Here is a 13751-nt window from a genome sequence, read left to right on the forward strand (position 1 = left end):
TTTTCTCCACATCTTAAATGGAATAATTTAAAATTAAAAGAGTATTTAGAAAATAAGTTTAATTTACCAGTTATAGTTGATAATGATGTAAGGTCTATGTTAAAAGCAGAAATATATAGAACTAGAAAACTTTCAAATGTTATGTATATATACATTAAAGATGGAATAGGTTCATCAATAATGATAAATGATAAAATATTTGAGGGTGTTAATTTCTGTACTGGAGAAATAGGACATTTTGTTGTAAATCCTACATCTAATATTAAATGTCAATGTGGGAAATTTGGTTGTCTTGAAACTGAATATTCTTCTAAAATGATAAGAAATAAAGTTATTTGGGAATTTGAAAGACAAGGTATAGAACTTGAAAATGAGTATATTACATACAAAGATATATTTGAAAAAGCATCAAATGGAGAAGAACCATATAAATCTATAGTAAAAGAAGCTAGTATTAAAATTGGAAGTACAGTAGGAAATATTTTAAATGTTTTAGACATAGGAAATATAATTATAGCGGGAGATATTCTCCATGCAAAAAATGTATTTTTAAAGAATTTTGAAAAAGGTATAGATTTAATGAGAACTCCTAGTTTTGAAAGTATAGTTAATATTTATACAACAGAATTTGGCGATGATATTGAAAAGTATGGCTCTCTTTTTTTGGTAATTATGAACCTATTTTCAGGACAGAAAATATTTACACTTTAAACTATAAATATAGTGATTAATAAAAAAATTATTTAGAGGTGAGAAAAATGAAAAGATTACTTACAATGATATTAGTACTATTAACTTTTGTACTTTCTTGTGGTAGTAAAAAAGCTGAATCTACTGATGGAGGCAAAAAAATTACTTTAGGAGTTACGTATTACAAATTTGATGACAACTTTTTAGCGGGTATGAGAAATGATATGATAGCTATAGCTAAAGACAAATATCCAAACATAGAATTATTAAATAATGATTCTCAAAATTCTCAATCTGTTTTAAATGATCAAATAGATGTATTAATAAACAAAGGTGTAGATGTTTTAGTAATTAACTTAGTTGATCCAACAGCAGGACAAGCAGTTATAGATAAAGCTAAATCTGCAAATATACCTATAGTATTATTTAATAAAGATCCAGGTGTTGAAGCTTTAAATTCTTACGATAAAGCTTGGTATGTAGGAACTACACCTAAAGATTCTGGAATCTTACAAGGACAAGTTATTGAAAAAGCTTGGCTTGCTAACCCAGCATATGATTTAAATGGTGATGGAGTAATTCAATATGTTATGTTATTTGGAGAACCTGGACAACCTGATGCTGAGGCAAGAACTAAATATTCTATAGAATATTTAAATGAAAAAGGTTTAAAAACTGAAGAATTACATAAAGATATAGCTAACTGGGATGCAGCTCAAGCTAAAGATAAAATGGACGCTTGGTTATCAGGACCTAATGCTAATAAAATTGAAGTTGTTATAGCTAATAATGATGGAATGGCTTTAGGAGCAGTTGAATCAATAAAAGCAGTTAAAAAAGAATTACCAGTATTTGGTGTTGATGCTATTCAAGAAGCATTAACATTAATTGAAAAAGGTGAAATGGTTGGAACAGTACTTCAAGATGCAACAGGACAAGCAAGAGCTATATTAGAACTTGCAAATAATATTGCAAATGGTAAAGAACCTACAGAAGGAACTGAATGGAAATTAGTGGATAAAGCAGTTAGAGTACCTTATGTTGGTGTAGATAAAGATAACTACAAAGAATTTAAAAAATAAAACATATATAAAAAAGCCACTGTAATGTGGCTTTTTTTAAAAAATGAGGTGGAATGGATGAGTGAAAACTTAAATTTTGAATATGTCTTAGAGATGAACGGAATTTCTAAAGAATTTCCGGGAGTAAAAGCATTAGACAATGTAAATTTAAGAATAAGACCAAATAGTGTTCATGCACTAATGGGAGAAAATGGGGCTGGAAAGTCAACTCTTATGAAATGCTTATTTGGTATATATAAAAAGGATGAGGGTGAAATTAAATTAGAGGGGAAACCTATTAATTTTATAAATTCTAAGGATGCTTTAGAACATGGAGTTTCAATGGTTCATCAAGAATTAAATCAAGTTCTCCAAAGAAATGTTATGGATAATATTTGGCTTGGAAGATATCCAGTTAAATATGGTATGGTTGATGAGAAAAAAATGTATGAAGATACATTGGAAATATTTAAAAATTTAGATATTAATATAAATCCTAAAGCAAAAGTTAGCACTTTAAGTGTTTCACAAATGCAAATGTTAGAAATAGCAAAGGCTGTTTCTTACAATTCTAAAGTTTTAATTTTGGATGAACCAACTTCTTCATTAACTGAAAATGAAGTACATCATCTTTTCCGTATAATAAAGAAATTGCAAGGTAGTGGAATAGGAATAGTATATATTTCACATAAAATGGAAGAAATTAAAGAAATATGTGATGAAATAACTATACTTAGAGATGGACAATGGGTAGCTACTGAAAGTGTTAAAGAACTAACTACAGATGAAATCATTAACTTAATGGTTGGAAGAGATTTAAGCAATAGATTTCCAGTTAAAACTAGTAAGCCAGAAGACACAATTATGTCAATTGAGGGACTTACAAATAAGGATTTAAGAGATGTAAGTTTTAATTTACATAAAGGGGAAATATTAGGAATAGCAGGTCTTGTTGGCTCTAAGAGAACTGAGGTAGTTGAAACAATATTTGGGTTACGTGGTAATTATTTAGGGGATATTAAAATTCATGATAAATTGATAAAAATTACTTCACCTAAGGAAGCAACAAAAAATGGTTTAGCACTTGTTACTGAAGAAAGACGTGCTACTGGAATATTTTCAATGTTAGATATTAGATTTAATTCAATAATATCTAATGTTAAGAACTATACTAAATTTGGATTGATAAATAATAAAAAGGTAGAAAAAGATACTAAATGGGTAATTGATTCTATGAAAGTTAAAACACCATCTCAATTTCAAAGTATAGGTAATTTATCAGGAGGGAATCAACAAAAGGTAATTATAGGTAGATGGTTATTAACTAATCCAGAAATATTAATGATGGATGAACCTACACGTGGAATAGATGTTGGAGCTAAATTTGAAATTTATCAATTAATGATAGAACTTGCTGAAAAAGGTAAAGGTATAATCATGATTTCATCTGAAATGCCTGAATTACTTGGAATTACAGATAGAATTGTAGTAATGAGTAATGGTAGAGTAGCTGGAATAGTAAATACGAGAGAAACTTCTCAAGAAGAAATACTTAAATTAACTGCAATGTATTTATAGGAGGATATAATGAACAACGAAGAAATAAAAAAATTAAAATCATTATTTATTAATGGTGGAATTTATTTAGTACTATTACTTTTATTTGTAGTAATAGTAATTAAAGAACCTTCATTTTTAAAATTTAGAAATGTTATTAATATTTTAACTCAGTCTTCAGTTAAAATGATTATAGCTTTAGGAGTAGCTGGTATAATAGTTACACAAGGTACTGATCTTTCAGCTGGTAGACAAATAGGTATAGCAGGGTTAGTAACTGCATCACTTTTACAATCAATAGCTAATCCAAATAAGGTGTATAAGTTTATAGAAGAATATCATGGAATTAAAGGTTTATTCTCATCTTTAGCAAAAGCTTTAGGTTTTGCAGATGAACCAGCCTTTGTAACTATATTCATCACTTTAATTTTAGTTATTCTTATTGGAGCTACAATAGGTCTTATAAACGGAATTTTAGTTTCTAAATTTAATATAGTACCATTTGTTGCAACTATGGGTATGATGATTATAGCTTATGGAGCTAACTCTTTATACTTTGATTATACAGGTTCAACACCAATTGCTGGATTTAGTAGTTCATATTCAAGTATAGTAGGAAATATTGAAATAGGAGAGTTATACATACCAAAATTAATAATTTATGCTTTAATTGCAATATTTGTAATGTGGATTGTATGGAATAAAACAGTATTTGGTAAAAATCTTTTTGCAGTTGGTGGAAATCCAGAAGCTGCTAAAGTATCTGGAGTAAATGTTACTAAAACTTTAATATTAGTATATATAATATCAGGGATAATGTATGCAATAGGTGGATTTTTAGAAGCAGCTCGTATAGGGTCTGCATCAAATAATTTAGGAAATCTTTATGAATTAGATGCAATTGCTGCCTGTGTTGTTGGAGGAGTATCTTTCTCAGGAGGAGTTGGAAAAATTTCTGGAGTAGTAGCAGGGGTTATTATATTTACAATGATTAATTATGGATTAACATATATAGGAGTAAACCCTTATTGGCAATATATTATTAAAGGTTTAATAATAATAGTTGCAGTAGGAATAGATATGTTAAAATACAAAAAGAAAAATTAATATTTGTGGAGGATAATTATGTTAAAAGTTATAGAATACAGATTTAATGAATTATTTGGTAAAAATTATGAAAGTAGATATTTTGCACCTGGTAGAGTAAATTTAATTGGAGAACATACAGACTATAACGGTGGTAATGTGTTTCCTTGTGCTATAGATAGAGGAACTATTGCTCTAGTAGCTAAAAGAGAAGATAGAAAATGTAGATTTTATTCTGAAAATTTCAAAGAAAAAGGTATAATAGAATTTGATATAGATAATTTAGTTAATGAACCAAAGCATAATTGGGTAAATTATCCTAAAGGTATGTTTAAAGCATTTATAAATAAAGGTTTTGATATTAATCATGGATTTGATGTATTAATTTACGGAGATATACCTAATGGAGCTGGACTTTCTTCATCAGCTTCTGTTGAAATGGTTATAGGAATAATGTTAAGAGATGAATTTAAATTTGATATTGATACTATAGATATAGTTAAATTAGGAAAGTTAACAGAAAATGAATTTATAGGTGTAAATTCAGGTATTATGGATCAATTTGCAGTAGCAATGGGTAAAAAAGACAAGGCTATTTTACTTGATTGTAATACTTTAATTTATGAATATGTTCCTGTAATGCTTGAAAATGAATATATAATAATATCAAATACTAATAAAAGACGTGGACTTGCTGATTCAAAATACAATGAAAGACGTGCAGAGTGTGAAAAAGCTTTAGAAGAATTACAAACTAAATTAGATATTAAAGCTTTAGGAGAATTATCTATAGATGAATTTGAGGCAAATAAAGATTTAATTAAATGTGAAGTAAGACAAAAAAGAGCAAAACATGCAGTGTATGAAAATCAAAGAACATTAATGGCTAAAGAGGCATTGACTAAAGGAGATTTAACAACTTTTGGTAGATTAATGAATGAATCACACATTTCTTTAAGAGATGATTATGAAGTTACAGGAATTGAGCTTGATTCATTAGTTGAAGCTTCTTGGGAAGAAGATGGAGTTATAGGGTCAAGAATGACAGGTGCTGGTTTTGGAGGATGCACTGTAAGTATAGTAAAAAAAGTTAATGTTGATGAATTTATAGAAAATGTAGGTAGAAAATATTTTGAAAAAACAGGACTTAAAGCAGATTTCTATATAGCAAATGTAAGTGAGGGTGCAAGAAGTTTATGATAAATTATTCTCAAAATATATTGGGTAAAATAGGAGATACAGAAGTAATAGAATATATACTTAAAAATTCTAAAGGATTTGAAGTTCATATTTTAAATCTTGGAGGAATAATTACTAAAATTCTTGTAGAAGATAAAGACGGAGTATTTAGAAATGTAGTTTTAGGATATGATTTTTTTGAAAAATATTTAAATGACCCTAGTTATGCTGGGGCTATAATTGGACCAACATCAGGTAGAATAGAAAATGGTAAATACACTATAGATAATATAGAATATGTATTAGAAATAAATAGTGGAGAACATGCAAATCATGGTGGAGCTAACAGCTTAACATCAAAAATTTTTAATGTTAAACCTGTAGTTTTTAATGAATATAAAGGGATAGAACTTGAATATTTTTGGAAACATCTTGATGGTAATCATCATGGAAATATGGTATTCTATATTAGATACATGATAAATGAAAAATCAGAACTATTAGTTGAATTACATGCTGAAAGTGATAGAAATTCATATATTAATTTAACTAATCACTCTTATTTTAATCTTTCAGGAGATTTAAGGGTTAATGGAGATGAGCAATTATTAAAAATAAATGCAAATGAATTTTGCCCAGTTAAAGAAAATATGATACCTACTGGAGAAAAATTAAAAGTGGATAATACTTGTTTTGATTTAAGAGAATATATGAAAATTAAAGATGGAATTAATATTTCACATTCACAATTTGATATAACTCGTGCATATGATCATGCTTTTGTATTAGATAAGAGTAAGGAAATAGCTTTATCACTTTATTCTGAATATTCAGGTATAAAATTAAATGTGGAAACTAGTCAAAATTGTATGGTAGTATATACTGGCAATTTTTTAGATGATGTTAAAGCTTTTGGTGATTTAAAAGAGAATACAAGATATTTAGGGGTTGCATTAGAAGCTCAAAATTATCAAAATGGAATTAATATTGAAAATTTTGATTCTAAGTTGACAAAACCAACTATGCCATATTTTGAAAAAATTAAATATATATTTGAAACTGTAAAATAGTCATTTATAAACAGAGAAAATTTATTTTTCTCTTGTTTTTTATACTAACTTGAGATAATGTAGGAGGACATTTTGATGAAAAATGTATTAGTTATAGGTGGAGCAGGGTATATTGGTTCACATACAGTAAAATTACTTAAACAAAATGGATATAATGTGATAATTTATGATAACTTATCTAAAGGTCATAAAGAAGTTGCAGATATTTTAGATGTAAAGTTAATTCTTGGAGATTTAGGAGATAGAGCTAAATTAAAAGAGGTATTTGAAACTGAAAAAATTGATGTAGTTATGCACTTTGCAGCATTTATTGAAGTAGGAGAATCAGTAACTAATCCAGGAAAATATTATGAAAATAATGTAGGGAAAGTAATAAATCTTTTAAATCAAATGGTAGAGTCTAATATTAAAAAATTTGTATTTAGTTCAACGGCAGCTACATTTGGAGAACCACAAGCTGAAAAAATAAGTGAAACACATCCACAAAACCCTATAAATCCTTATGGAAGCTCTAAGAGAATGGTAGAAATTATTCTTAAAGATTTTGAAAAAGCATATGGGTTAAAATCAGTAATTTTAAGATACTTTAATGCTGCTGGAGCAGATATGAATGGTTTAATTGGAGAATCACACTTGCCAGAAACTCACTTAATACCTGTAATTTTAGAAACAGCAGTAGGAAAAAGAGATTGTATTAAAATATTTGGTTCAGATTATGAAACGGAAGATGGGACTTGCATAAGAGATTATATACATGTGTATGATTTAGCAAAGGCTCACATAATGGGAATGGAAAAAATGTTTGACGAAAACATCTCTTTAGAATATAATCTAGGAAATGGAAAAGGATTTTCAGTAAGATCAATAATAGATACAGTAAAAAAAGTTACAAAAAGAGAATTTAATGTAGTTGAAGCTGATAGACGTCAAGGAGATCCTGCCGTTTTAATTGCAGATCCAACTAAACTAATGACAGAGTTAAAATGGGTGTCTGAATATAGTTTAGATGATATTATTTATTCTGCATGGCTTTGGGAACAAAATAGAAAATACTAGGAGAAGATATGAATATATGTAAAGAAATTGAGAAAATTATTCTTTTTGGACTTACAAATCAAATGATAGAACCTATAGATGAGATTTTAGTGAGAAATAGGGTTTTAGAAATATTAGATATTGAAGATTATACAGAATTTAGTATAGAAGAAAGAGAAAAATTATTAAAAGAAATAGAAAAAATAGAATATCCAACAGAAATATTAGATAATATTACTAAATGGGCTGGAGAAAATGGAAGATTAAAGGAAGATATTTTAGTTTTCCATGATTTATTGAATTCTAAAATTATGGGACAAATCTTACCAAGGACATCTGTTATTACAAATGAATTTTGGAATAGATATAGAGAAGATAAAAATTCTGCTACAGAATATTTCTATAATCTATCTAAAAAAAGTAATTATGTTAGAACAGATAGAATTTCAAAGAATGTAAGCTATAATTTTGATAGTAAATATGGACCTTTAGAAATTACAATTAATTTATCTAAACCTGAAAAAGATCCAAAAGAAATAGCACTTGCAAGAAATTTATCAATGTCTTCATATCCTAAATCTTTATTATGTAAAGAAAATGAGGGATATATGGGAAGAATTAATCACCCTGGAAGACAAAATCATAGAATATTAAAGCTAAATCTAACAAATGAAGATTGGTTTTTCCAATATTCACCATATATATATTACAACGAACATTCTATAGTGTTTTCAGGTGATGTAAGACCTATGAAAATAGATAAATCTACATTTACTAGACTTATTGAATTTGTAGAAATGTTCCCACACTATTTTATAGGTTCTAATGCCGATTTACCTATAGTTGGTGGTTCTATACTTTCTCATGATCATTTTCAAGCAGGTAAACATAAATTTGCAATGGAAATGGCAGAAATTTCAAGTAAGGTAATTTTTGAAGAATATAGAGAAATAGAAGCTGGTATAGTTAAGTGGCCTCTTTCAGTACTTAGATTAAGTTCTAAAAAAGAAGATAAGGAAAAATTGATTGATTTAGCAGATAAAGTTTTACAAGAATGGATTAATTATAGTGATTATGAAAACGATATATTTTCACATACTAATGGAATAAGACATAATACTATAACTCCTATTGCAAGAATAAAAAATGATAGGATAGAATTAGATTTAGTTTTAAGAAATAATAAAACTACAGAGGAATTTCCTTTAGGAATATTCCATCCACATGAAGAACATCATTCAATAAAAAAAGAAAATATAGGACTAATTGAAGTGATGGGTCTTGCAGTATTACCTGGAAGATTAAAACATGAAATGGAAGAATTAGATCAATTATTTATGAGTTTAAGAAATGTAGATGAAGTATTAGATATTATGAAAGAAAATACAGATTTACAAAAACATATTAATTGGGTAAAAGAAAACTTTACAAATGATATGTTAAAAGATGAATATTTCTTAGATGGTTTAATAGAAAAAACTATAGGAAAAACATTTGAAAAGGTATTAGAAGATTGTGGAGTATTTAAAAATAATGAAGTTGGAAGAAAGGGATTCATACACTTTTTAAATAAAATTAAGTAGGTATGAATATGGTGTATAAATGATAAATATAGCAATAAATGTTACAATATTTTTAGTGGTATTATTTATTTTAAATAGATTTGCAGCTAAACGTTATTCTTTTTCAATAAGAGTATTTATGGCCTTAGGACTAGGGTTATTATTTGGTGTTGTTTTACATAATTTACAAGATATGGAAACAATAACAAAATCTAAAGAGTATTTTGAAATAGTTAGTAGAGGATATATAGCTTTATTAAGAATGATTACAATGCCATTAATTTTAGTGTCTATAATATCTGCTATTATAAATCTCAGTAATACACAAGAAGCATCAAAAATGGGAAGTTTAGTTATAGGTATTCTTTTAACTACAGCAGCAATATCATCTTTTGTAGCAGAAGTTGTAACTTTAGGTTTTGGTTTAGACGCATCTGGCATTTTAAGTTCAGGCGTAGGAGAAAAAGAGTTAAGAGCTATAGAAAGAGTAAATGAAAGAGCTGGTACTGTAGTTCAATCTTTATCAGATAAAGTACTTTCATTTATACCGTCAAATCCATTTGCTGATTTGACAGGGGCAAGACCAACATCAACAATAGCAGTTGTTGTGTTTTCAATGTTTGTTGGTATAGCTATTTTAGGAATGAAAAGAAGAAAACCAGAACAGGCTAATTTATTAATTGATTTTATTAATGCAAGTCATGAGGTAGTTATAAGAATGGTTAAAATGGTATTAAGATTAACACCTTATGGAGTATTTGCATTAATGACTATATTTGCATCTACTAGTAATTATGCTGAAATATCAGTACTTATTAAATTTGTAATAGTATCATATATTGCTTTAATATTAATGTTTATTATTCATTTAATAATAGTAACATTGTTTGGGTTCTCACCTATAATTTACATTAAAAAAGCAATTACAGTATTAATATTTTCATTTACATCAAGAACAAGTGCAGGAGCAATACCTTTAACAACTAAGGCTCAAGAAGATATGGGAATAGATAGAGGTATAGCAAATATGGCAGCTACATTTGGAACATCTATAGGTCAAAATGGTTGTGCTGCAATTTATCCTACTATGCTTGCTTTAATGTTAGCACCAACTTTAGGAATTAATCCATTAGATCCATTTTTCTTAATCAGGGTTATAATAATAGTTACAATAAGTTCTTTAGGTGTTGTTGGAGTTGGAGGAGGAGCTACATTTGCTGCTATTATAGTTCTTTCAACTTTAGGGTTCCCTTTAGAAATAGTTGGATTATTAATAACAGTAGAACCTTTAATAGATATGGGTAGAACTGCATTAAATGTTAATGGTTCTATAGTTTCAGGACTTTTAACTGGTAAAATTTTAAATAAGGTTGATAAAGAAAAATATAATAAAATAGAAGTAGAATAAATGTTATTGAGAATTTCTAAATTTTTAGAGATTCTCTTTTTTTTTATTACTTTTTGGACATTTATAATAAATACACTAACAATTAATATTATTAATGATGTTTATTTATTACATATATTTTATATATTTATTGAATCATGATATAATTACGTTGTCATATTAGATAATAAGTAGAAAGGAACTTTGGAATGTTTAATAAAATAATAAGAAAAAATAGATTATTATACTTTATGGCAATTGTATTAAGTATAATGGCAAGTTTAACATCAACTCTATTTTCTATTCAATTAGGAAATATAATTGACTCTATTAATAAAGATACAGATACATTAATACATAGAATATTAATTATATCTTTATTTATATTTCTTAATATATTATCTTTAATCTTATATTCATGTGTTTTAAATAAGTATGTAACAAAAGTACTAAATGAATTGAAGAAAATATTATATGGAAATTTTTATAACACTGAATTAATGAACCATGATGATAATAAGGGGGTTAATTACTTAAATATATTTACAAAAGATACTGATTTACTATTGGAAAATTATTTAAATCCAAGTTTAAAAATTTTTTCTGAAATATTTAGTGCAGGAATGTCTATAATAGCTCTTGGATATATTTCAATTAAATTATCACTGTTTTTTATAATCATCTCAGGAATAAATATATTGTTTTCAAATTTACCAGGTAATTTTATTACTAAAAAAACTAATATATATCATGATAAGAATAGGAATTATCTACAAAAAATAACTAAATATATTAATGGGTTTGAACAAATAAAATTATTAAATCTAGGATATATATTTAAAGAAAAAGCAAATGTTGTTGATGATGATTTTGAAAAAAATAGATTTAATTATCTATTTTCAAAAGATATATCAAATTATTTTTCAATGACATTATCATTGATATCTCAAATATTAAGTTTAAGTGTAGGAATATATTTTGCAATTAAAGGATATATAACTATAGGAATGCTATTAGCGGCTATACAACTTTTAAATACAGTTTTTATGCCGATAAGTAAAATAGGGCATTATAAGAATCTTATGAAAACACAAAAAGAAATTATCACTCATATAGATAATCTTTTTTTAGAAAAAAAATTAGAATTATCAAATATAGATTCTAATATATCAAGTATAGATATACAAAATTTAACATTCTCTTTTGAAAATAATCTTATTTTTAATAATTATTCATACAAATTTAATACAAATAAAAAATATGCAATAATTGGTAAAAGTGGTAGAGGAAAATCAACATTAATGAAATTAATTATGAAATATTTTTCTGATGATAAATATAATGGAGATATATTAATAAATGGTAAAAATATAAAAGATATTAACTCAGAGAGTATATATAATCACATTGCATTTATACAAAAAAATGATTTTTTACTTGATGAAAGTATAGAAGATAATATTTTGCTTGGTAGAAAAAATAGTAATATTTCTAATATTACCAGCTTATTAAATTTAAATACTCTTATAAAGGAAAATAAAAATAATTCTATTTCAGTTGGAGAAAAACAAAGAATAGATTTAGCAAGATTTCTAATAAATGATTATGATGTATTAATTTTTGATGAACCTACAAGTAATTTAGACCCAATAACAGCACTTAAAATAGAAGATTACATATTAAGTATAAAAAATAAAATAGTAATAGTGATTACACATAATCATAGTCAAGAATTACTTGAAAAATTTGATGAGATAATTGAATTATAAAAATGGGCACTCTATTGAGTTTCTAATATTACTTTTAATTTTAATACGTCAAAATAAAAATAATGGTGAGATTATTCTCGCCATTATTGATTTTTCATAGCCAAATATGGTATAATGGCTAAGAAAAAAGGAGGTGCTGTTTTGAGAAAATTTAATTATTTAAAACTTATGGAACTATCTTTACCCGTTAATATATATCATATGATTGCAAAGATACATGAATATAAGGGGAAGCAAGAACTATATGTAGAAAATTATCCAGATATTTTAGAGAAGATGATAGATGTTGCTAAAATACAAAGTACAAAGTCTTCCAATGCTATTGAAGGAATCTATACTAATGATTCAAGACTTAAAGAGTTGATGAATAAAAAATCAGAGCCTAAAAACAGGAATGAAGAAGAAATTGCTGGATATAGACATGTACTTGATATTATCCATGAAAATTATGCCTATATAGAATTTAATAAAAATGACATTTTAACACTACATAATCAACTATATTCCTATTCTTATGTAAATTACAAGGGTAAATTTAAAACTATGGATAATACCATTGTAGAAGTAGATGTTTTAGGAAATAAAAAAGTACGATTTCAGCCAGTAAGTAGTTTTGAAACGGAAAGTTATTTTGATGAAATGGTGGAAGCTTACAAAGAAGCTGTAAAAGCAAATATTCCCCCACTAATTCTGATACCTGCACTTATACATGATTTCTTATGTATTCATCCTTTTGATGATGGTAATGGGAGAATGAGTAGAATACTGACACTTCTTTTACTTTATAAGTTCGGTTATTTTGTTGGAAGATATATTAGTATAGAGATGCTTATTGAAGAAAGTAAAGATTCTTATTATAAAGAATTACAAAACTCCAGTGAAAAATGGCATACAGCAGAAAATGATGAACTTTCATTCATAAAGTATATGCTAGGGGTTTTATTAAAAGCATATGAAGAATGTGATGACAGATTTAAAATGATTGGAAAAGAAAAATTGACTTCACCTGAAAGAGTATTTTCTGTTATTCAAAAATCATTAGAGCCACTTTCAAAAAAAGATATTATGATTCTTTGTCCATATATATCACAAAGAACAATAGAGCGAGCTTTAAAAGAATTACAGGACAATCAAAAAATAAAACAGGTTGGCAGTGGTAAATCAACAAAATATATTAAGATATGATTGTAAGAAATTTTTTTAAATTTACGTAGATATTTATTAAGTATAAAAATAAAATAGTAATAGTGATTACATATAATCATGGTCAAGAATTACTTGAAAAATTTGACAAAATAATTGAATTATAAAAATGAGAGCATTAAAGACTCTCATATTTGTTGTGAGATAATACA

General features: G+C 26.5%; 11 protein-coding genes. All 11 read left to right on the plus strand.

Annotated features, from left to right (window positions below):
• Positions 1 to 711 (plus strand): ROK family protein (locus BT993_RS05965; RefSeq protein ID WP_143604286.1); only part of this gene is annotated, 711 nt, incomplete at its 5' end.
• A 47-nt stretch (positions 712 to 758) separates the two neighbouring features.
• Positions 759 to 1772, plus strand: coding sequence for a galactose/glucose ABC transporter substrate-binding protein MglB (gene mglB / locus BT993_RS05970; protein ID WP_072593668.1), 1014 nt, complete (start codon positions 759 to 761; stop codon positions 1770 to 1772).
• Between the two features lie 57 nt (positions 1773 to 1829).
• The gene (gene mglA / locus BT993_RS05975) at positions 1830 to 3329 is read left to right on the plus strand and encodes a galactose/methyl galactoside ABC transporter ATP-binding protein MglA (protein ID WP_072593669.1); all 1500 of its coding nucleotides are present in this window, start codon (positions 1830 to 1832) and stop codon (positions 3327 to 3329) included.
• Between the two features lie 9 nt (positions 3330 to 3338).
• Positions 3339 to 4415, plus strand: coding sequence for a galactose/methyl galactoside ABC transporter permease MglC (locus BT993_RS05980; protein ID WP_072593670.1), 1077 nt, complete (start codon positions 3339 to 3341; stop codon positions 4413 to 4415).
• 18 nt (positions 4416 to 4433) lie between these two features.
• On the plus strand, positions 4434 to 5594 hold the full coding sequence (locus BT993_RS05985; RefSeq protein WP_072593671.1) for a galactokinase: 1161 nt from the start codon (positions 4434 to 4436) through the stop codon (positions 5592 to 5594).
• Positions 5591 to 6643, plus strand: coding sequence for an aldose epimerase family protein (locus tag BT993_RS05990; RefSeq protein WP_072593672.1), 1053 nt, complete (start codon positions 5591 to 5593; stop codon positions 6641 to 6643). The genes BT993_RS05985 and BT993_RS05990 overlap by 4 nt, the downstream gene beginning before the upstream one ends.
• 75 nt (positions 6644 to 6718) lie before the next feature.
• On the plus strand, positions 6719 to 7699 hold the full coding sequence (gene galE, locus BT993_RS05995) for a UDP-glucose 4-epimerase GalE (RefSeq protein WP_072593673.1): 981 nt from the start codon (positions 6719 to 6721) through the stop codon (positions 7697 to 7699).
• 8 nt (positions 7700 to 7707) lie between these two features.
• A complete protein-coding gene (locus BT993_RS06000; RefSeq protein WP_072593674.1) occupies positions 7708 to 9261 on the plus strand; it encodes a UDP-glucose--hexose-1-phosphate uridylyltransferase in 1554 nt (517 codons plus the stop codon).
• 19 nt (positions 9262 to 9280) lie between these two features.
• Positions 9281 to 10648 (plus strand): L-cystine transporter, encoded by a 1368-nt coding sequence (locus tag BT993_RS06005; RefSeq protein WP_072593675.1) that lies wholly within the window; start codon positions 9281 to 9283, stop codon positions 10646 to 10648.
• Positions 10649 to 10836: 188 nt separating this feature from the next.
• Positions 10837 to 12396: an ATP-binding cassette domain-containing protein gene (locus BT993_RS06010; RefSeq protein WP_072593676.1), complete on the plus strand. Its 1560-nt coding sequence runs from the start codon at positions 10837 to 10839 to the stop codon at positions 12394 to 12396.
• Positions 12397 to 12537: 141 nt separating this feature from the next.
• The gene (locus BT993_RS06015) at positions 12538 to 13581 is read left to right on the plus strand and encodes a Fic family protein (RefSeq protein WP_072593677.1); all 1044 of its coding nucleotides are present in this window, start codon (positions 12538 to 12540) and stop codon (positions 13579 to 13581) included.
• Positions 13582 to 13751: the final 170 nt, after the last annotated feature.

Source organism: Streptobacillus ratti, assembly GCF_001891165.1.
GTDB lineage: Bacteria > Fusobacteriota > Fusobacteriia > Fusobacteriales > Leptotrichiaceae > Streptobacillus > Streptobacillus ratti.